General features: G+C 73.7%; 16 protein-coding genes. 13 read left to right on the top strand and 3 right to left on the bottom strand.

The window, feature by feature from the left end; translation table 11 throughout:
* Window positions 1–25: 25 nt before the first annotated feature.
* On the bottom strand, window positions 26–1,150 hold the full coding sequence (locus tag JQN72_RS04065; protein ID WP_204133888.1) for a diacylglycerol kinase family protein: 1,125 nt from the start codon (window positions 1,148–1,150) through the stop codon (window positions 26–28).
* 57 nt (window positions 1,151–1,207) lie between these two features.
* On the opposite strand from JQN72_RS04065, the gene JQN72_RS04060 reads away from it, so the two are divergent.
* The gene (locus tag JQN72_RS04060; RefSeq protein WP_204133887.1) at window positions 1,208–1,753 is read left to right on the top strand and encodes a DinB family protein; all 546 of its coding nucleotides are present in this window, start codon (window positions 1,208–1,210) and stop codon (window positions 1,751–1,753) included.
* Window positions 1,750–3,054, top strand: a complete 1,305-nt coding sequence (locus JQN72_RS04055) for a cation:proton antiporter (protein WP_204133886.1) — start codon at window positions 1,750–1,752, stop codon at window positions 3,052–3,054. The genes JQN72_RS04060 and JQN72_RS04055 overlap by 4 nt, the downstream gene beginning before the upstream one ends.
* Before the next feature lie 113 nt (window positions 3,055–3,167).
* Here JQN72_RS04055 and JQN72_RS04050 read toward each other — a convergent pair whose 3' ends face one another.
* The gene (locus JQN72_RS04050; protein WP_204133885.1) at window positions 3,168–8,108 is read right to left on the bottom strand and encodes a GH92 family glycosyl hydrolase; all 4,941 of its coding nucleotides are present in this window, start codon (window positions 8,106–8,108) and stop codon (window positions 3,168–3,170) included.
* Between the two features lie 230 nt (window positions 8,109–8,338).
* On the opposite strand from JQN72_RS04050, the gene JQN72_RS04045 reads away from it, so the two are divergent.
* A complete protein-coding gene (locus tag JQN72_RS04045) occupies window positions 8,339–8,974 on the top strand; it encodes a LysE family translocator (protein ID WP_204133884.1) in 636 nt (211 codons plus the stop codon).
* Between the two features lie 15 nt (window positions 8,975–8,989).
* Here the strand turns inward: JQN72_RS04045 and JQN72_RS04040 are convergent, their stop codons facing one another.
* Window positions 8,990–9,823, bottom strand: coding sequence for a DUF4328 domain-containing protein (locus tag JQN72_RS04040; protein ID WP_204133883.1), 834 nt, complete (start codon window positions 9,821–9,823; stop codon window positions 8,990–8,992).
* A gap of 157 nt (window positions 9,824–9,980) precedes the next feature.
* Here JQN72_RS04040 and serS point away from each other — a divergent pair, with 157 nt between their 5' ends.
* The 10 genes from serS to JQN72_RS03990 all read left to right on the top strand — a co-directional run bounded on the left by serS (window position 9,981) and on the right by JQN72_RS03990 (window position 20,638).
* Window positions 9,981–11,249 carry a serine--tRNA ligase gene (gene serS, locus JQN72_RS04035; RefSeq protein WP_204133882.1) on the top strand — a complete coding sequence of 423 codons (1,269 nt, stop codon included), beginning with the start codon at window positions 9,981–9,983 and terminating at the stop codon, window positions 11,247–11,249.
* Between the two features lie 118 nt (window positions 11,250–11,367).
* The gene (locus tag JQN72_RS04030; RefSeq protein WP_204133881.1) at window positions 11,368–12,783 is read left to right on the top strand and encodes a histidine kinase; all 1,416 of its coding nucleotides are present in this window, start codon (window positions 11,368–11,370) and stop codon (window positions 12,781–12,783) included.
* A 74-nt stretch (window positions 12,784–12,857) separates the two neighbouring features.
* Entirely contained in the window at window positions 12,858–13,484 is a 627-nt protein-coding gene (locus JQN72_RS04025; RefSeq protein ID WP_204134034.1) for a response regulator transcription factor, read from the top strand.
* A gap of 53 nt (window positions 13,485–13,537) precedes the next feature.
* A complete protein-coding gene (locus JQN72_RS04020) occupies window positions 13,538–14,422 on the top strand; it encodes an ABC transporter ATP-binding protein (RefSeq protein WP_204133880.1) in 885 nt (294 codons plus the stop codon).
* A complete protein-coding gene (locus JQN72_RS04015) occupies window positions 14,419–15,633 on the top strand; it encodes an ABC transporter permease (protein WP_204133879.1) in 1,215 nt (404 codons plus the stop codon). Before JQN72_RS04020 ends, JQN72_RS04015 begins: the two co-directional genes overlap by 4 nt.
* Window positions 15,634–15,722: 89 nt before the next feature.
* Complete coding sequence (locus tag JQN72_RS04010) at window positions 15,723–16,781, top strand: iron-siderophore ABC transporter substrate-binding protein (RefSeq protein WP_204133878.1); 1,059 nt, start codon at window positions 15,723–15,725, stop codon at window positions 16,779–16,781.
* Window positions 16,782–16,918: 137 nt separating this feature from the next.
* Window positions 16,919–17,902: an iron ABC transporter permease gene (locus tag JQN72_RS04005; RefSeq protein WP_307812409.1), complete on the top strand. Its 984-nt coding sequence runs from the start codon at window positions 16,919–16,921 to the stop codon at window positions 17,900–17,902.
* Complete coding sequence (locus JQN72_RS04000) at window positions 17,902–18,975, top strand: iron chelate uptake ABC transporter family permease subunit (protein WP_204133877.1); 1,074 nt, start codon at window positions 17,902–17,904, stop codon at window positions 18,973–18,975. The genes JQN72_RS04005 and JQN72_RS04000 overlap by 1 nt, the downstream gene beginning before the upstream one ends.
* A complete protein-coding gene (locus JQN72_RS03995) occupies window positions 18,972–19,811 on the top strand; it encodes an ABC transporter ATP-binding protein (RefSeq protein ID WP_204133876.1) in 840 nt (279 codons plus the stop codon). The genes JQN72_RS04000 and JQN72_RS03995 overlap by 4 nt, the downstream gene beginning before the upstream one ends.
* Complete coding sequence (locus JQN72_RS03990) at window positions 19,808–20,638, top strand: siderophore-interacting protein (RefSeq protein WP_204133875.1); 831 nt, start codon at window positions 19,808–19,810, stop codon at window positions 20,636–20,638. The genes JQN72_RS03995 and JQN72_RS03990 overlap by 4 nt, the downstream gene beginning before the upstream one ends.
* The last annotated feature ends 114 nt before the right edge of the window (window positions 20,639–20,752 follow it).

Raw genomic sequence — 20,752 nt, 5'->3', positions numbered from 1 at the left:
GGGCGCGGTGCGCTCCCGCCCCGCCTCAGCCCGCCGCGCGGCCGCTCGCGGTGCGGACGATGAGCGAGCGCGGCTCGATCTCGACCCGCAGCCGGCTCGCCTCGCCGATGATGTCGCCGTCGACCTGCACGCGCTGACGCTCGTCGACCTCGACGCCGACCGACTGGCAGCGGTATCGCTCCAGGGCCTTGTCGGTGCCGTTGTGCTTCGTCACGACCCGCGCCACGACGGACGCCCAGGCCCCGGGCCCGCGCGGCCCGAGGACGATGACGTCGAGCGTGCCGTCGTCCGGCTCGGCCTCCGGCATGAGGTCGATGCCTCCGGTGATCCGCCCGCAGTTGCCGATGACGACCATCCGCGAGCGCTTCTTCTCGGGGGTGCCGTCGTCGACGGTCAGGGTCGCGGTGAACCGGTCGGCGAACATGTTCTTCAGCCCGGCCGGGACGTAGGCGGTCCAGCCGATGCGCTTCTTCAGCTGCTCGCTCGTGCTGTCCATGATCGCGGCGTCGAGACCCACCCCGGCCATGACGAAGAACGCGTGCCGCCGCTCCCCGGACGTCGAGTTCTCGCCGGCGCCGTCCTCGAGGTCGAGGTCCTCGGGGTCGAGGGTCATCCACGCGGCGTCCATGTGCCGGTTGCGCCCGGTGAGGGCCACGGCGAGGGCCTTGCCGATGTCGTCGACGGGCAGCTCGAGGTTGCGGGCGAGGAGGTTGCCGGTGCCGCCGGGCAGGAGGCCGAAGGGGGTGCCGGAGCCCACGAGCTCCTCACCCACCGCCCGGACCGTGCCGTCACCGCCGAGCGCGCAGACGAGGTCGACCCCCTGCTCGAGGGCCTCGCGCGTCTGGCCGAAGCCGACGTCGTGCTCGGTCGTCTCGAGGACGAGGGGCTCGTCCCAGCCGTGCTCGTCGCAGACCTTCGCGAGGGTCTCGCGGACGGCGTCGAGGTCCTCGAACTTCACGGGGTTGACGACGACCGCCACACGCTTGCGGGCCGGCGCCTCCTCACCGTGTCGGCGGAACACGTCACGGCGTGGCCGGCCGGGCCGGGCGTGCCGTCCCTCCTCCTGGGAGGAGGCCAGCAGGAACAGCCCGAGGGCCCCGAGCGCGACGGCGATGCCGACCCCGATCCACGTCCACGTCTCGCCTGACACAGTCGAGAAGGTACAGGAGGCCAGGTGAAGGCCGTTCGTCCGCCGTAGGCTCGGACCATGACCGACGCCGCGCCCGACCCCGTCGTCCCGGACACGAAGGACTGGACGTGGACGCTGGAGCGTCCGTGTCCCGAGTGCGGCTTCGCGTGCGCCGTGATCCGGGCCGAGGCACTGGCCGGCGAGGTGCTGTCGCTCACCGACGCGTGGCCGGAGGTGCTGGAGCGTCCGGACGCAGGCGTCCGGCCCGAGCCCGCGACGTGGTCGCCGCTCGAGTACGCCTGCCACGTCCGGGACGTGTGCCGGCTGTTCGAGCAGCGGCTCCGGCTCATGCTGGCCGAGGACGACCCCGCCTTCGACAACTGGGACCAGGACCGGACCGCCGTCGAGGCTCGCTACGGCGAGCAGGACCCGGCCGTGGTGGGCAGCGAGCTCGCCGACGCCGCGGCCCGCTGGGCCCAGGTGCTCGTCGGGGTGGTCGGCGACCAGTGGGAGCGCACCGGCCGGCGGTCCGACGGCTCGCGGTTCACCGTGCGCACGTTGGGCCAGTACGGGATGCACGACCTCGCCCACCACCTCTGGGACGTCGGAGTCGCCCGGCAGTGAGCCCGACGCTCGTCTACGTCCTTCTCGGGGCGGCCCTGCTGCTCGCCGCCGCCCTGCCCCAGGTGCTCCACCGCTGGGCGCTGTCGGCGCCGATCGTGCTCGTCGTCGGGGGGATGCTCGTCGGGCTGCTTCCGGCGACGGAGAACGTGACGATCGACCCGGTCGCGCTGCGGCCGTGGATCGAGCACCTGGCCGAGGTCGCCGTCCTCGTCGCGCTCATGGGGGTCGGCCTCGCGCTGGACCGGCCGCTGCGGCCCCGGCTGCGTGCCTCGTGGGGGTCGTGGTCGCCGACCTGGCGGCTGCTCGGGGTGACGATGCCGCTCACCATCGCCGGGGTGGCCCTGCTCGCGTGGGGACCGCTCGGCGTGGCGCTGCCGGCCGCGGTGCTGCTCGGGGCCGTGCTCGCCCCGACCGACCCGGTGCTCGCCTCCGACGTCCAGGTCCAGGGCCCGACCCTCGAGGACGCCACCGGCGGGGACGACATCGACGAGGACGACGAGGTGCGCTTCGCGCTGACGAGCGAGGCCGGGCTCAACGACGGTCTCGCGTTCCCCTTCGTCTGGGCGGCGGTCTTCCTCGCGGCCGGGGCCCCGATCGGCGGGGTGTGGCGCTGGCTCGGCTGGGAGCTCGTCGGGAAGGTCGTCCTCGGGGTGGTGGTCGGCGCCGCGCTCGGCTGGCTGCTGGCCCGGCTGGCGTTCCGGGCCCCGGCGCGCCGCCTGCGGCTCGCCGAGACCGGGCAGCCGCTGCTCTCGCTCGCGGCCCTCCTGCTCGCCTACGGGCTGGCCGAGGCGGTGCACGGCTACGGGTTCCTCGCCGTCTTCACCTGCGCCGTGACGCTGCGGTCCGTCGAGCGGCACCACGAGTACCACCGACACATGCACGAGGTCGTCGAGCGGCTCGAGGTCCTGCTCACCCTCATCCTGCTGCTCGGGCTCGGCTTCGCGTTCACCAACGGCCTGTTCGCGAACCTCGACTGGCGCGGGGTCGTCGTCGGGGTCGCGCTCGTCGCGGTCATCCGCCCGGTCGCGGGCTACGTCGCCTACCTCGGCCACCGCACCCGGCGGGGCACGGCCGGGCTCGACCACCGGGAGCGCCTCGTCGTGGGGTTCTTCGGGGTCCGGGGGATCGGTTCCATCTACTACCTCGCGTTCGCCGCCGGCACGGCGTCGTTCACCGAGGAGCGGTGGATGTGGTCCACGGTCGGCTTCACGATCGCGCTCTCGGTGCTCGTGCACGGCGTGCTCGCGACGCCGGCGATGCGCTGGCTCGACACCCGCCGCGGGGTCCCGTCCGCCGCGTGAGCCCGTGGCCGGCGCGCGCGGCCGACCCCCTCGCACGGGGCCGTCCCCGACCGCCCACACGCGGACCGGCCCGACCCCGCGGTCGCGGGGCCGGGCCGGGTGCCGGGCGGGTCCTACTCGCCCGCCAGCAGCGTGACCCGGTCGAGGGTGATCGACCCCGGGTCGAGCCGCAGCCCGACGGTGGGGTGCCAGGAGGCGAGGTCCGCCTCGTCGACCCCGTAGGCGAGCAGCGCGAGGTTCACCCGGCGCCACGTGCCGTCGTGCTCGACCCACGAGCTGACCTCGCCGTACTCGGCGACGAGGGCGAGCCGGTCACCCGCCTGCCAGGTGAGCCGCTGGTTGCCGCGGCCCACCGTCTTGCCGGAGCCGTTCGCGAAGTCGAACCCGGCCTCGCCGCGGGTGTGGTTGTACCAGTGCAGCACCTGGTGCGACCCGTCCAGACCCGAGCCGAGGAACAGGCTGTCCTCGGCCGCACCGGTCCCGGCGAAGGACGTCGGCTCGACGACGAGCGCCCACCGGTCCCCGGCCTCCTCGGGCAGGCGGAGGTTCGCCCAGGACCGCGTCGACGCCGTGGCCGTCAGCACGCCCTTGCCGGTGTCCACCCCGACCTCGGGCAGGGCCTCCCCGCCGCCGGCGACGACCTCGTAGCCGCCCAGCGGGTCGGCCGAGAAGTCGTCGTCGCGCGCCACGGGGGCGAACGTCGCGGGGTCGAAGGTGTCGGCCAGCCCCAGGGTGGGCTGCGGACGCACCTGCGAGGCGACCTCGTCGCCGGGGACCTCGACGCCGGCCTCGGCGACCCACTTCGCCCCGTCGTCGTACTTCGTGACCGTGAACGAGTCGAGGACGTCACCGACCTCGGTGTAGGCCTCGCCGCCGGGGCGGACGTAGGTGACGACCGACTCGTACCGCAACGTGTCGCCGTCGACGTGGATCGCCTGGTACGTGGAGGTGTCCTGGGCCCGGCGCACCGCCTCGGCGTTGTTGCGGGTCCAGACGTTGTCGTCCTCCGGTGACAGCTGGTACATCTTCGAGCCGCCGTCGGCGTTGACGTAGACCGGCCCCGTGGTCAGGCCCGGTGTCGCCGTCTCGTTGCGGTTCATGTGGCCGCGGCCGTAGGTGTGGTCGTGGCCCTGGAGCACGAGGTCGATGTTGCGCCGCTCGAGCACCGGCCCGATGTGCCGCCGCCAGTCGTCCTCGTCGCGCAGCCCGCCACCGGTGACGCCGGTCGAGAAGATCGGCTGGTGGGTCAGCATGACCGCCCACCGGTTCGGGTTGTCGGCGAGCACGCGGTCCAGCCACGACGCCTGCATCGTCATCCACGCGGTCCGGGCGGTGCCGCAGTCGTAGTCGGTCATCCCGGCCGGCTTCGCGATCGTGCAGATGTCGTCGCGGTTGGCGTTCATCGTGACGAACCGGACGCCTTGGTGGTCGGTGAAGTACACGCTGTCCTTCATCACACCGGCCAGGTGCGCCCCGAAGGTCGCCTCGTACTCGCCGGCGTCCGAGGCCTCGGGGCCGTTGGCGGCGTACTCGAAGCTGTCCCGGTACACCGGGGCGAGCGGGTCGCCGCCGATCTCGTGGTTGCCCATCGCGGCGACCGCGTTGTGCTCGGTGGCGGCCCCGACGTCGGTGAGGACGTCGAACCAGTCGTTCCACTCCTTCTCGGCCGTCGCGGTGTTGATGAGGTCTCCGGCGAAGAGCGACAGGTCGGCGTCCGGCTCGGCCTCGCGGGCGCGCCGGACGGTCTCCCGCCACGAGTCGTCGATGCCCTCCTGGGCGTCGCCGAAGTACAGGAACGTGAAGGGGTCCTCACCGGCCGTGGCCGTGGTGAACGAGTGCCAGTCGGACCACGCGGCGGCCGAGCCCACCCGGTACTCGTAGGTCGTCCCGGGCGTCAGTCCGTCGATCAGTGCCGAGTGGCTCCGTGCGGGGTAGCCCCCGACGGTGCGCTCGGTCTGCTCCTCGGCGTCGACGACGCGGACCGCCCCACCGCCCGCGGACCGGACCTCGACGACGCCGTCCGGCGTCCGCACGCTGCGGGTGCGCCACGTGACGTACTGGCCCGTCGAGGCGTCCTCGGGGAGGGTCAGCACGACCCGCTCCGGCGTCCCCTTCGGGGCGTCCGGGTCCTCCCACTCCTCGGCGGAGAGCGCGAGGTCGACGACGTGCATGACCCCGTCGTAGGAGGCCTGGGGCAGGACGACGGCGTCCACCGTCCTCGTCGCGTCCAGCGCTGCGGGGCGCGTGGCGAAGACCCGGAAGGTGCCGCCGCCCGAGCTGCCGTTCGCGTTGTTCCGTCCCTTCACCTCGACGAGGGCGGTGTTGGCCTGCGCCCGGCCGTCCGCACCCCAGTCGGCGAGGGAGACCGGGACGCGCTGGGTCGTGCCGTCGGTGTACTCGACCACCGCGTCACCGGTGGACGGCCCGTTCGTCGCGAGCCCGAGGAAGGACAGGCTCGCAGCCTTCTGGTCCTCGACGTCGAGGCGCTGGCCGTGCGGGACCCAGTTGTCGGGTCGGCCGGGGTCGACGTCGGGCCAGGTGAAGGTGAGCCCGGCCTGGAACTCGAGGGTGTCGCCGGGGCCGGCGCCCGCTGCGGCGAGCGACTCGCGGGACAGCGACCAGTCGCTCATGTCGAGCGAGCCCATCATCGGTACGCCGTCCGGCGTGGTGCCCACGTTGTTGCGGGCGTCCACGCCCTCGCCGTACGAGGGGGGGAGGTCCTGGGCGCCGGTGCCCCAGCGACCGGGCGTGCCGGAGACGGTGAAGTCCAGCCGGCCGCCACGGCGGACGAAGTCGGCATCCACCCAGGACGCCGACTGCCTCCGCCCGTTCACCCGGAGGCCGGTGGCGTACCGGCGCTCGTCCGACACCTTCGGCGCGCTGACCCGGATCGTCCGGCGCGAGCCCACCGGGTCGATCTCGACCTGCTCGAACGCCGGGGCGGTGAGCAGCATGTCGCCGGTGCCGTACACGGCGGGGAACATCCCGATCCGGGAGAAGACGTACCAGGCGCTCAGCGCCCCCTGGTCGTCGTTGCCGGGCAGCCCGGCCGGTGTCGTGTCGAAGAGCTCGACGTCGGCCCGGGCCAGGATGTCCGCGGTCTTCTCCGGCGCCCCGAGCCAGTGGTAGACCCACGGGGTCATGAAGGCCGGCTCGTTGGAGAGGTAGTTGCCGGTCTTCGTGTAGGCCCCGGCGTCGAGCTCCTCCATCAGGGTGTCGAGCTGGTCCTCGGCGGCCTCGGCGCCCCCGCGGCGCTCGATGAGCTCGGCCATGTTCTGCGGAACGTTCCAGCCGTACTGGTATCCCGTCGACTGGTTGAACTGCCCGCCGCCGGTGCCGTCCCGGCCCCGCAGGTCGAACCCCCGGTCGAAGCCGTTACGCGAGCGCGGGCGGATGTGCCGGGTCGTCGGGTCGAAGACCTGCAGCCAGCTCTGCGCGCGCTCCATGAACCGGTCGTGCGTCGCGTCCTCCCCGAGGGACCCGGCCAGCTGCGCGATGGCGAAGTCGTCGGTGGCGTACTCGAGGACGCGGCTCGTCGCGAAGTCGCCCTTGCGGTTCTCGACGAAGCCGGTGGAGAAGTACTGGAGGGCGTCCGAGCGGTCGCTCTTCGTCGCCGGCAGCTGCTGGGCCTCGACCATGCCCTTCAGCGCGGCCTTCCGGTCGTAGTCCCGAATACCCATGTCGTCGAGCGTCGCGATGATCACGGGCAGGTTGTCGCCCTGCATCCGCGCCGCCCCGGGCTGCCATCCACCGGTCTGCTCGTGCAGCAGGACCATCGACTGGAGCACGTCGGCGGCGACCTCCGGGTACAGCAGGGCGATGAGCTGCGCCTGGCTGCGGTACATGTCCCAGCCCGAGCCGGCGAAGTTCATGTAGAAGTGCCGGCCCCAGGCGGCCTGGTGCACCTTCCCGTCGTAGCCCAGGTACTCGCGGTTGACGTCGTCGCGGATGTTCGGGTGCAGCAGAGAGTGGTAGACGGCCGTGTACAGCTCGGTGCGGTCCTCGGCCGACCCGCCCGTGGCGTCGACCGTGCCGAGCGCCTGCTCCCAGTGCTTGCGGGCGGCCCAGCGGACACCGTCGAAGCTGCGCAGCTGCGACTCGACCACCCGGTTGACGGCGGCGTTCCGGACGCTGACGAAGCTCACGCCGGTACGGGCGGTGACCCGGGCGCCGTCGGCGAAGGTCAGCCAGGCGCCGGTGTCGTGCCGGTAGTCGACGGAGGTGTCCTCGGCGACCTTCTCGACGCTGCGGCTCCCGCGGGTCATCGTCCCGCCGTTCCACGTGCCGTAGGACGTGAACGGCTTGTCGTAGGTGGTCGAGAAGTGGAGGCGGTAGGAGTTGCCGTTGTCGCACATGTCGGCGACGTGCGTCCACCCGCTCACCGTGCGGGTCCGGGGGTCGATGTCGACGTGCGTCCCGAACGTCCGGTTGTTCGGCCCGGAGGCGTCGACGATCAGCGTCGCGTTGTCCTCGAAGTCGAAGCGGCTGACCGCGCTGCGTGTCGTCGCGGTCAGCTCGGTCTTCGTCCCGTCGACGGTCCGCACCGCGTAGTAGCCCGGCTCGGCGACCTCGTCGTCGTGGTCGAAGTCCAGGAAGTAGCGCCGGACGTCGGTGTCGGGGCTCACCGGCAGGGTGCCGTCCACGAGCTCGCCGCTGTACGGGATGGTCGGGATGTCGTAGCCGCCGAAGCGCAGGTGGCAGCCCGAGCCGGAGTACCTGGTCAGCCCGAACCCGCGGATCTGGTCGGCGGTGTACTCGTAGCCGCCCTTCTCCCGCACCAGGCCGTTCGGCTCGTCCGTCTTGTACGTCGTCGGGCTGGGCTGCACCATCCCGAACGGCAGCGCCGCGCCGGGGAAGGTGTTGCCGTACGCGTCGTTGCTCTTGTTCTCCGACGTGTCGAGCTCGGTGCCGATGAACTGGTCGACGGCGTCGAACGGGGAGAGGCGGGAGGCGGCGTCGGCCGGGGTGACCGGAGCGATGCCGAGCAGGGCGGCGGTGAGGCTCGTCGCCAGCAGCGCGGTCAGCGCGCGCCGGGAGGGCAGGACCGATGACATGGAGTCTCTCTCTGGACGGGAGGGGCCGCGGACGGCCGGGGAGTGGCCCGCGGCAGGGGACATCGAGCGGGCCGCAGACACCCTTGCGGCACAGGGGCTCCCGTGGGTGAACTCCCGCGGTCGGGACGGCGAACTCCTGACCAGGAGTGGGTCATCCGCGCGCCGGCCCGGCGGCGTCACTCCGCGGAACGGTGGTGCGCGCACGCACCGCGCGGGCGCACACTGACGGCGTGCCCACCACCGCCGCACTGCTCGGCTTCCTCCTCGCGTCCGTCGTCATCGTCGCGATCCCCGGACCGTCGGTCCTCTTCACCGTGGGCCGGGCGCTCGCGGCCGGACGCCGCGCGGCGCTGCTCACCGTCGCCGGCAACGCCGGCGGCATCCTCACCCAGATCGTCGCGATCGCGGCAGGCCTCGGCCCGGTCGTCGCGTCGAGCGCGACGGCGTACACCGTCCTCAAGGTCGCCGGCGCCCTCTACCTCGTGTGGCTCGGTGTCCAGGCGCTGCGGGACCGGCGCGGCCTGGCCGCCGCGCTCGCCGAGGGGCTGCCGGCGACCCGGGTGCGGCGCGCCCTGCGCGAGGGCTACGTCGTCGGGGTGACGAACCCGAAGTCGCTCGTCTTCTTCATGGCGCTGCTCCCGCAGTTCGTCGACCCCGCCCGCCCGGTGTGGTCCCAGCTCGTGGCGCTCGGTGCCGTCTTCGTCGCCGTCGCCCTCGTGATGGACGGCTCGGTGGCCCTTGCGGCCTCGCGCTTCCGGGAGTGGTTCGCCTCCTCGCCACGCCGTCTCGAGCGGGTCGGCGGGACCGGCGGGCTGATGATGGTCGGGCTCGGCACGGGCCTGCTCGTCACCGGTCGGCCCGACTGACCGCTCACGCCGGACCTACCCGTGCTGCCCCGTGGTGTCCAGGGCGGGCAGCGGGGACGACGTGACGGGCCGGCGGAGGGTCTCGGTGATGCCCCGGACGACCCCGACGGCCAGGGCCGCGGCGACCACAGCGGCGATTCCGGCCGCGGCCGAGAGGGCCTCGGACACGGCCAGGGCACGCACGGTGCTCACGGTTCCGAGGGTCTCGGGGCGCTGGGCGACACGGTCCGACAGGTACCCGAGGACGGTCATGGTCAGCCACGTCCCCCACCACGTGTCGAACCGGGTGTACGGCAGGTCGTCCGGCGGGAGGCCGCGCGTCGCCCTGCTGCCGCGCCACAGGTCGAGCATCGACCGGCGCGGGAACCAGAAGGAGACGACCGGGACGACCCACCCGGCGACCGCCCACCCGGAGCCCCGGCGCAGCATCCTCGGGTCGACCCGGTCCGAGCAGTAGGCCCGGTACTGCCAGGTGACGAACGCGATGCCGGTTGCGGCGAACAGGCCGTACCGGGCCAGCGACAGGAGTGCGACGAGCACGTCGAGCCGGCCGGCGAGATCCTCGTCCACCCGGGAGGGGTCGTCGGCCCAGCCGCTGAGCAGCTGGTACGCCCACACGGAGACGATGCCGGTCAGGCCGGACGCGACCCCGGTGACGACGAGAAGCACCTGGACGGTCGTGCCGAGCCGGAAGAACCCGTCGGTGAGGGCCGGGCGCCCCGAGGCGGTCCGTCCGGGCCGGACCAGGTCGGTCCAGGCCGTTCCGTCCCACTGCCGGGAGCGGGTGCCGTCGGAGGGGTCGGTGTACCAGCCGGCCGGTGTGCTCGTCGTCGTGTCCCCAGTGCTCATGGTCGGGAAGTCTGTCGCGGGCCCGCCCGTCCGCACCACGGGGTCCGGCACATCTGTGGACAACTCCTGACCGGTCCTCCGCCGAGGTGCCGTGCGGTGCCGAGGTGCGGCCGAATCCGCTCGGGCGGGCCCCCGCGGCGTCGGTAGAGTGCGCCGGGTGATCGACATCAGGCTGCTCCGGGAGGACCCCGACACGGTGCGTGCCAGCCAGCGCGCCCGGGGTGAGGACGCCGGCGTCGTCGACGCCGTGCTGGCCGCCGACGAGCGCCGCCGCTCCTCCCTCACCGCGTTCGAGCGGCTGCGGGCCGAGCAGAAGTCGATGGGCAAGCAGGTGGCACGGGCCCAGGGCGACGACAAGCAGGCGCTGCTCGCCCGCACCAAGGAGCTCTCGGCCGAGGTCAAGCGCCTCCAGGCCGACGCCGACGCCGCGCAGACCGAGCTCGACGCGCTGATGCGCACCCTCGGCAACGTCGTCGAGCCCGAGGTCCCGGCCGGTGGGGAGGACGACTACGTCGTGCTCGAGGAGGTCGGCACGCCGCGAGACTTCGCCGGCGAGGGCTTCGAGCCGAAGGACCACCTCGCGCTCGCCGAGGCACTCGACGCCATCGACATGGAGCGCGGCGCGAAGGTGTCCGGCTCCCGGTTCTACTTCCTCAAGGGTGCCGGTGCGCGCCTCGAGATGGGCCTGCTGACGATGGCGATGCAGAAGGCCGTCGGCCTCGGGTTCGTCCCCCTCGTCACGCCGACCCTCGTCACACCGGAGGTCATGGCGGGCGCGGGTTTCCTCGACCACCACGCCGACGAGGTCTACCGGCTCGAGGCCGACGACCTCTACCTCACCGGCACCTCCGAGGTCGCCCTGGCCGGCTACCACGCGGGCGAGGTCGTCGACCTCGGCGGCGGCCCGGTCCGGTACGCCGGGCAGTCCACGTGCTACCGCCGCGAGGCCGGGTCGTACGGCAAGGACACCCGCGGCATCATCCGGGTGCACCAGTTCAACAAGATCGAGATGTTCGTCTACTGCCGCCCCGAGGACGCCCAGGCCGAGCACGAGAACCTGCTGCGCCTCGAGAAGGAGATGCTCGCGGCCGTCGAGGTGCCCTTCCGGGTCATCGACACCGCGGCCGGAGACCTCGGCGGCCCGGCCGCGCGCAAGTACGACTGCGAGGGCTGGGTGCCCACCCAGGGCCGGTACCGCGAGCTGACCTCGACGTCGAACTGCACGACCTTCCAGGCCCGCCGGCTGAACACCCGCTTCAAGGGCGAGACCGGCAACGAGGTCGCCGCCACGCTCAACGGCACGCTGGCCACGACCCGATGGCTCGTCGCCATCCTCGAGAACCACCAGCAGGCGGACGGCTCGGTCGTCGTGCCCGAGGCGCTGCGCCCGTACGTCGGCCTCGACGTCCTCACCCCCGTGCGCTGACCCGGCTCCCGAGCCGCCGCGAGCACGCCCGGGACCGCCCGGCCTCCTCGGCACGGTGGAGCCCGGCTCAGCCGTCGGGGGGAGGACGCCGCGTCCGGGCCGACCCTAGGCTGACCGCATGGCTGTGTCACCGGGCGAGGTCGCGGGCCGCGTCGGGCGGTGGTTCGGCACCGACGACCCGTGGCAGCGGCCCCGTCCCGAGGTCGGCCGCCGCGACGTCGTGACGGCGGGGCTCGTCGCCGCCTTCGGGCTGGACGCCCTCGAGCTCGTCCGGAGCGCCGGTGCCCTCGAGGACGTCACGCAGCCCTGGTGGGTCCAGTGGCTCGCCGTCGTCACCGGCTCCGTGCTGCTCGTCGGACGGCGCCGGTGGCCCCTGGTCGTCGCCGTGGCGGCGTCGCTGCACATGGTCGTCGTCGGGGTGACGATGCCCATGGTCATGGCGCAGGCGACCCTGCAGGTGGTCTACTTCGTCGCGATCATGAGCGGGGTGGCCTGGGCTCGGGACCGCCGGCTCATGATCGCCGTCGTCGGGATGATCCTCGTCGTCATGTTCACCTGGATCGCCCTCCAGTTCGCCGTGGGAAGCGCCATCCAGAACTTCCTCGACGACGAGCACCACGCCGCCGAACGGTACGGCCTGCTGCCTCCGGTCCCCGCGGCCGTCCTCCTCACGGTCCTCATCAACGTGGTCTACTTCGGGGCCGCCGTCGTCATGGGGCGGATGCAGTGGCGCGGCGCTCGTGACCGGGCCCTGCTCGTCGACCAGGCGGGCACCATCGCGGGGCAGGCCGACGAGCTGCGCACCCGTGCCGTCACCGAGGAACGGCTGCGCATCGCCCGCGAGCTGCACGACGTCGTCGCCCACCACGTCTCGGTCATCGGCATCCAGGCGGCCGCGGCCCGGCGGGTGATGTCCCGCGACCCGGAGGCGGCCGGTCGTGCGCTCGCCGGCATCGAGGGCTCCTCGCGTGAGGCGGTCTCCTCGATGCGCGGACTGCTCGGCACGCTGCGGGAGGTCGAGCCCGCGGACGCCCTGCCGCACGACCGCACGCCCCAGCCCGGGCTCGGCCAGCTGCCGGTGCTCGTCGAGGCGGCCCGCACCCCCGGGCGCCGGGTGGGCTTCGACCTCGTCGAGTCCGTTCCCGGGGCGGCCGACCGCGTGGCCGGCCCTCTCGCGCACTCCGTGCACCGCATCGTCCAGGAGGCCCTGACCAACGTCGAGAAGCACTCGACCGCGGCCACGGTGTCCGTCGTCGTCCGGGTCGAGGAGGGCTCTCCCGGGTTCGTCGAGGTCGAGGTCGTCGACGACGGCCGCCCCCGGTCCGGGGCGCCGTCGAGCGGCCTGGGCCAGCTCGGCATCCGCGAGCGTGCCGCCTCCCATCGTGGCGTCGTCGAGATCGGGCCGCGTACGACGGGTGGGTACCGGGTCCGGGTGCGCTTCCCGTGGGGTTCCGAGAGCGTGGTGGCGGACGATGCGTCCGACCGGCCCGGAACCGGCCGCGTGCGCGGCAACGCGCTGCGGAGCGCCAGGTGAGCGCCGGCCCGGACGCGCCCGCGCAGGCCGGGACGCCCGCCCGCCTGCGGGTCCTGCTCGTCGACGACCATGCGATGGTCCGCTCCGGCTTCGCGATGATGCTGTCGGTCGAGGAGGACGTCGAGGTCGTGGGCGAGGCCGCGAACGGTGCGGAGGCGGTCGTCGTCGCCCGCAGCACCCGTCCGGACGTCGTCCTCATGGACGTCCAGATGCCGGTGCTCGACGGCATCGAGGCCACCCGCCGGCTCGTCGCGGAGGACCTCGGACGCGTCGTCATCCTCACGACCTTCGACCGTGACGACTACCTCTTCGACGCCCTCGACGCCGGCGCCAGCGGCTTCCTCCTGAAGAACGCCGAGCCCGAGCAGCTCGTCGACGCCGTGCGCGTCGTCGGCAACGGCTCGGGCATCCTCGCCCCCGAGGTGACCCGCCGGGTCATCGAGCGGATGGCGTCCGGGCGCGGCGCGCCGTCCCGCACGCCGCCCCCCGGGCTGGACCGGCTCACCGAGCGCGAGCGCGAGGTCCTCGTCCTCGTCGGGCGCGGGCTGAGCAACGGGGAGATCGCCGCCCGGCTCTTCCTCGGCGAGGCGACCGTCAAGACGCACGTGTCGAACTGCCTCGCCAAGCTCCAGGTCCGCGACCGGGTGCAGGCCGTCGTCCTCGCCCACGAGGCCGGCCTCATCACCGCGGCGGAGGGCTGAACCCACCTGCGGGTGGATCCCGCAGGGTACCGACGGGCCCTAGCGTCGGGAGCATGTTGGAGATCAGCGAGCTCACCCGCCGTTTCGGCGACGTCACGGCCGTCGACGGGGTGTCGTTCGACGTCCTCGGCGGCGTTCTCACCGGGTTCGTCGGGGGCAACGGCGCGGGCAAGACGACGACCATGCGGATGGTCATGGGCGTCCTGGGCATCGACGCCGGCGAGGTGCGCTGGCACGGGCGCCCGGTCACCCCGCAGGACCAGCGCCGCTTCGGGTACATGCCCGAGGAGCGCGGCCTGTACCCCAAGCAGCGGGTGCTGGACCAGCTCGTGTACCTCGGTCAGCTCAAGGGCATGTCGGCGGGCGAGGCGGGGCGCACCGCCGAGGAGCACCTCGAGCGCTTCGGGCTGGCCGACCGGGCCCGCTCGCGGGTCGAGGAGCTGAGCCTCGGCAACCAGCAACGGGTCCAGGTGGTCGCGGCGCTCCTGCACGGCCCCACGGCTCTCGTCCTCGACGAGCCCTTCTCGGGTCTGGACCCGACGGCCGTCGACGCGATGGCCGACCTGCTGCGCGAACGGTGCGCTACCGGCGTCCCCGTCCTGTTCTCCAGCCATCAGCTCGACCTCGTCGAGCAGCTGTGCGACCGGCTCGTCATCCTCGCGGACGGACGGGTCGTCGCGGCCGGCGGGGCGGACGAGCTGCGGTCCCAGGGGCCGGTGCGGTACCGGATGACGTGCGAGCACGACACCGGGTGGTTGCGTGAGGTGCGGGGGGTGCACGTCGTCGACCTCGACGGCCGTAGCGCGCTGCTCGAGGTCGTGGAGCACGGCGCCGAGCAGGTCGTGCTCCGCGACGCCACCGCACGCGGGGCCGTCCACGAGTTCTCCCTCGTCCGCCCGGCGCTCGCCGACATCTACCGAGAGGTGGCCACCCGATGACGACCACGACCCGGCCCGTCCGGACCGACGCGCCCGCCACGACCCCCGAGGCCGCGACGGCCCCGTGGCTGCTCGTCGCACGCCGCGAGATCGTCGTGCGGCTCACCGACAAGGCGTTCCTCTTCGGGACGCTCTTCACGATCCTGCTCATCTGCGGGTTCACCGGCTGGCAGGTCTACGACGCCTCGCGCACCTCGGAGTACACCGTCACCGCCACGCCGGGGGACCGGGAGATGGCCGACCGGGTGGCGGCCGAGGCCCCCGAGGACACGGTGGCCGTCGACGTCGAGCCGGCCGCGGACGACGCCGCGGCGCGGTCCCTCGTCCTCGCGGGTGACGCGGACGCCTGGCTGCACCTGGGCGAGGACGGCTGGGTGCTGACGACCGAGGACAGCGAGAACGCCGGCCTGACCCGGGTCACCCAGGACGTCGTGCGGACGGCCGTCCTGGAACGCCAGGCGGAGGCGCTCGGCACGACCACGGCCGAGCTCGAGGCCGGCTCGGAGGTCTCGACGAGCCTCTTGCGAGGGGACGCCCGGCAGAGCCGGCTCGCCGAGTTCGTCGGCTTCGCCTTCGGGTTCCTCTTCTACATCGCGGCGCTGTCGTTCGGGTACGTCATCGCCAACAGCGTCGTCGAGGAGAAGCAGAGCCGCGTGGTCGAGATCATCACGACGTCCATCCCGGTCCGGCACCTGCTGGCCGGGAAGATCGTCGGCAACAGCCTGATCGCGATCCTCCAGATGGTGCTCTACGCCGGGATCGGGCTCGTGGGGATCGCCCTGACCGAGTACTCCGGGCTCGTGACCGTCGTGACCGGCCCGGTGGCCTGGTACCTCGTCTTCTTCGTGGCCGGCTTCGCGGCACTCGCGGCGCTGTGGGCCGCGGCCGGGGCCCTGGCGTCGCGTACCGAGGACATCCAGAGCACGACGGCACCGCTGCTCATGCTCGTGCTCGCGGTGTTCTTCGCCGCGATGCTCGTCGAGGGCACCGCCCGGACGGTCCTGTCGTTCGTCCCACCGTTCTCGGCGGTGCTCATGCCGACCCGGCTGCTCGAGGGCGGGGCGGCCTGGTGGGAGGCGGTCGTGGCGCTGGTCCTCCTCATGGCGACGGCGGTCGCCATCGTGGGTGTCGCCCAGCGGCTCTACCGGCGGAGCCTGCTGCAGACCGGCGGCCGGCTGTCGCTGCGCCAGGCGTGGTCCGCACCGGAGTGACCGCGATGGGAGCGGGTTGACGACGGCGCCCGGCATGTGAGTAAGGTGAGGCTCACCTAAGTAAGTGACCTCATCGACTGGAGTCCATCGTGCCATCGCGCCGCCGGCTGCTCGCCGCCGCCCCTCTCGCCGCACTCATCCTCGCCGCCACCGCCTGCTCGACAGGTCCCACCGGGGGGAGCACCGACACCCCGTCGTCGGTCGAGCCCTCGATCTCCCGGGACTCCTTCCCCGTCACGGTCGACCACGCGCACGGCGCGACGACCGTCGAGCAGGCCCCCACCCGCGTCGCGACGGTCGGATGGGCCGACGCCGACACCCTTGCCGCGCTCGGCATCGTGCCCGTCGGCGCCCCCGCCATCACGTGGGGCGGCAACGAGGGCAAGTCCACCGACTGGTTCGACGCCCAGCTGGCCGCGATCGGTGGCGACCCCGCCGACGTCGCCCGGTACGACGACTCCGCGGGCATCCCCTTCGACGACATCGCCGCAGCCGCCCCCGACCTCATCCTCGGGCTGAGCAGCGGCATCTCCGAGGAGGACTACACCAAGCTCACCAAGATCGCGCCCACCGTCGCCTACACCGTCGCCCCCTGGGGAACGCCCTGGCAGGAGCAGGTGACGACGATCGGGAAGGCCGTCGGACGGTCCGAGGACGCCGCCGGCCTCGTCGCCGACACCGAGGCCAAGATCCAGGCGGCCGTCGAGGCCAACCCGGACATCCAGGGCAAGACCGCCGCCTGGGCGTGGTTCACGCCCACCGACCTCTCCACGGTGGGGCTGTACACGACCTCGGACCTGCGCCCGCAGATGCTGCGCGAGTTCGGCTTCCAGGACTCCCCGACTGTCGCGGAGCTCAGCGCCAAGGACCCGGAGGCCTTCTCCGTCAACCTCTCCGCCGAGAAGGCCTCGGAGCTCGAGGCCGACGTCATCGTCTTCTACGCCGACGAGAAGACCGGGCCCGAGATGCTCAAGAAGAACGACCTCATCGGCCAGATCCCGGCGCTGAAGCAGGACCACTACGTCGCGAGCGCCGACAACGCGACGGCACTGTCGATGTCCCTGCCGAGCCCGCTGTCGGTCTCGACCGCCGTGGACGTCTTCCTGCCCAAGCTCGTGTCCGCGCTGAACGGGACGCCCGCCGAGTGACGGCCACGGCACCCGTCCGGACCCGGCCCGCAGCCCTCGTGGCGCGGGGGCGGCCCCGGGCCCCCCCCCCCCCGCCGCCCCCCCCCCCCGCCCGCCCCCGCCCCCCCCCCCGGGGGGGGGGCCCCGGGTCCGGACGCGTGCCCCTGGCCGCCGCACTGGGAGGCGGCGCGCTCCTCGTCGCGCTCGCCGTCCTCACCTCGCTCCTCGTCGGGGTCCAGCGGCTCGACCCGGGCGTCGTCCTCGCCGTGGTCACCGGTGGGCCGGCCGACCCGGGTGCCGCCGCCGTCGTCGCGGCGCGCGTCGACCGGACCCTCATCGGTCTCGCGGTCGGTGGTGCGGTGGCGCTCAGCGGCGCCGTCCTGCAGGGACTGACCCGCAACCCGATCGCCGAGCCAGGCATCCTCGGGCTCAACTCCGGCGCCGCGCTGGCGGTCGTCCTCGGGATCCGCTTCCTCGGCCTCACGTCCGTGACGGGCTACGTCGTCGCGGCCCTCGTGGGGACCGTCGTCGTCGCCCTCCTGGTGCAGTCCCTCACGCTCATGGCACCGCGGTCCGAGGCGCCGGTGTCCATGGCGCTCGCCGGGGCCGCCGTCATGGCCCTCGCCCAGAGCCTCATCGGCGGGGTCCTCGTCACCGACCGAGGCTCCTTCGACAGCTTCCGGTTCTGGCAGGTCGGCTCGGTCGCCGGGCGGGACGCCGGGCAGGTGCTCGACGTCGCACCGTTCCTCGTCCTCGGAGCCGTCCTGGCGCTGACGGCCGGGCCGACCCTGAACGCCGTCGCGCTCGGGGACGACCTCGCGCGCGGCCTCGGCCAGCGCGTCGTGCTGCACCGCGGGCTCGCGGCCGGTGGGGCCGTGCTCCTCGCCGCCACGGCCACGGCCCTCGCCGGGCCCATCGCCTTCGTGGGTCTCGTCGTCCCCCACCTGGTCCGTGCCCTCCTCGGGGTGGACCACCGGCGGGTCCTCGTCGTCTCGGCCGTCGTCGGGCCGGCCTTCGTGGTGTTCGCCGACATCGTCGGACGAGTGGTCGCGCCCCCGTCCGAGGTGCAGGCCGGGATCGTCTGCGCGGTCCTCGGCGCGCCCGTCCTCGTCCTCGTCGTGCGCCGGGTGAAGGGGATGTGATGAGCCTCGCCACCGCAGGAGCCACCGCCGCCGGGACCGACGTGCACCCGGCGCAGGAGGCCCTGAGCCGGGCCCGCCGTGGTCCGCGCCGCCGCCGCGCGCTCGTCGTCGGAGTCCTCGTCCTCCTCCTCGTGGGGCTCGTGCTCGTCCGAGCACTGCTCGGGGACTACCGCATCTCCTTCCCCGACGCGGTGCGCATCCTCGGCGGCACCGACATCCCCGGCGCGTCCTTCGTCCTCATGGAGTCCACCCTTCCGCGGGCGGTCATGGCGGTGCTCGCGGGCGCCGCGTTCGGTGCCGCCGGCGGCGCGTTCCAGGTCATGCTCCGCAACCCGCTCGCGAGCCCCGACATCCTCGGGGTCACCGTCGGCGCCAGCGCGGCCGCCGTCGCCGCCCTCGTGCTCGGTGGTCTCCGGGGCACGCCGGTGACCCTCGCGGCCCTGGCCGGCGCGGTCGCCGTCGCCGCGCTCCTGCTCGGCCAGGCCGGCGGACACGGCGCGGCGACCGGACGGATGGTGCTCGTGGGCGTGGCCCTCGCCGCCGGCCTGCTCGCCGTCATCCAATGGCTCCTCGTGCGGGCCAGCATCTACCAGGCCCAGGACGCACTCGTCTGGCTGAGCGGCAGCCTCAACTCGGTCACCTGGGCCGAGATCCTCCGGATGCTCGTCGTCGACGCCGTCCTCCTGCCCGTGCTCCTCGTCCTCTCCGGCCGGCTCCCCGTCCTCGGGCTGGGCGACGACCTCGCCGCAGCCCTCGGGGTGCACGTCCTGCGCCTGCGCGTGGGGGTGACCGTGACGGTCGTCGGCCTCGTCGCGGCTGCCACGGCGGTGGTCGGGCCGGTCGCCTTCGTCGGGTTCCTCAGCGGCCCGATAGCCCGCCGGCTCGTGCCGGGCCGCCCGGCCGTCGGTGTCGCGGCGCTCGTCGGCGCGGTCGTCGTCGTGGCGGCGGACTACGCCGCGGCGACCGCAGTGCCCGGCACGGCCCTCCCGGTGGGCGTCGTCACCGGTGCCCTCGGTGCCCCCGTCATCCTCTGGATGCTCCGTTCCCGTTCCTCCACCCAGGAGTCACGATGACCGCGACCGCCCCCGCCGCCCGGGCCGATGTGCCGGCCGCCGGCCGTCCACCCGCCCGGCTCGTCGCCGACACGGTCAGCCTGGGCTACGACGACCGGGTGGTCGTCGACGGCGTGAGCCTCGAGGTCCCGACCGGACGGACCACCGTCGTCGTCGGTCCCAACGGGTGCGGCAAGTCGACCCTGCTGCGCGGACTCGGTCGTCTCCTGCGGCCCCGAGGAGGCACCGTCCTCCTCGACGGCGACGAGATCGGGGCGCTGCCGACCCGCGAGGTGGCGCGCCGTCTGGGGCTGCTGCCCCAGCAGCCGGTCGTCCCGGAGGGCGTGGGCGTCCTCGAGCTCGTCGAGCGCGGCCGGTACCCCCACCAGGGCATCTTCCGCAGCTGGACACGGGCCGACGAGGAGGCGGTGCTCGCCGCGCTCGAGCGCACCGACCTCGTCGACCTGGCGGGAGTCCCGGTCGACAGCCTCTCCGGCGGCCAGCGTCAGCGGGTGTGGCTCGCGATGGTCCTGGCCCAGGCGACGCCGGTGCTGCTCCTCGACGAGCCCACCTCGTTCCTCGACCTCGCCCACCAGCTCGACGTCCTCGACCTCGTCCGTGGGCTGTGCGACGACGCCGGCACGACCGTCGTCATGGTCCTCCACGACCTCGCGATGGCGGCGCGCTACGCCGACCACCTCGTCGCGATGCGCGGTGGGCGCGTCGTCGCCGAGGGCCCGCCGGGCGAGGTCGTCACCCCCGAGGTCGTCGAGCAGGTCTTCGGTGTCAGCGCCCACGTCCTCACCGACCCCGACACCGGCACCCCGGTGGTCATCCCCCGAAGGAGATCGACATGAGTGTCCTGGACCGCGTCCGACGGCGTCCCGACGTCTCACCGCCGCTGCAGGACGATCCCGTCCTCCTCCCGGCGACGGTCACGGACGTCCACGACCTCGGCGGCGGGATGCGCCGGGTCGTCATCGAGGGCCCCGGGCTCGCCGAGCTGCACCCGCGCGGTCCCGACGAGTACGTCGGTCTCGTCATGCCTCGACCGGGGCGCCCTCTCGTCCTGCCCGACCCGGTGGACCCGGACGTCCGTGCGGCCGTGGCACGGATGGACGCCTCGGTGCGCCCCGACCTGCGGTGGTACACGATCCGCGCCCACGACCGGGCCGCCGCCAGGATCGACGTCGACATCGTCACCCACGGGGACTCCGGCCCGGGCTCGGCCTGGACGGTCCGCGCCCGGCCCGGGGACCGGGTCGGCGTCCGGACCGCCGGCGCGCTCTACCGCGGGACGGAGGTCCCGGGGCGGCAGGTGCTCGTGGCCGACGAGACCGCCGTGCCGTCCGTCGCGGCGGTGCTCGACTCGCTCGGTGGCGCGGCCGCGGCGGAGCAGCGTGGTGTCGAGGTCCACGTCGAGGTCGCCGACCCGGTCGTGCTCGACGCCTACGACCTCGGCCACGCCCACGTGCACGTACGCGACGGCTCACGCCCCGGTGGTGTCGTCGTCCCTGCGCTCGACCGGCACCTGGCTCGCGGCGGGGCGCCGGTGGCCTACGGCTGGGCCTGCGGGGAGGCTGCGCTGGCCGCCGGCGCCCGCAGCGCCCTCGTGCGGCACGGCACCGACCGCCGGATGGTCTTCTACTGCGGCTACTGGAAGCTCGGCAGGCCCCGTCCCTGACCCCTGCCCCCGCCTCCCCTTTTTCGCCTGGTGCCGGAACCTCCGGTGGCGCACCCCGAACTTCGGGGGGGGCCCCCCCGCGGTGACCCCCGAAAAAAGGCACGTTGCAGACCC

It is taken from the genome of Phycicoccus sp. CSK15P-2, from assembly GCF_016888005.1.
GTDB lineage: Bacteria > Actinomycetota > Actinomycetes > Actinomycetales > Dermatophilaceae > Phycicoccus.
The sequence above is the reverse complement of the archived record's forward strand: the minus strand, read 5'-3'. Positions and strand labels throughout refer to the sequence as shown.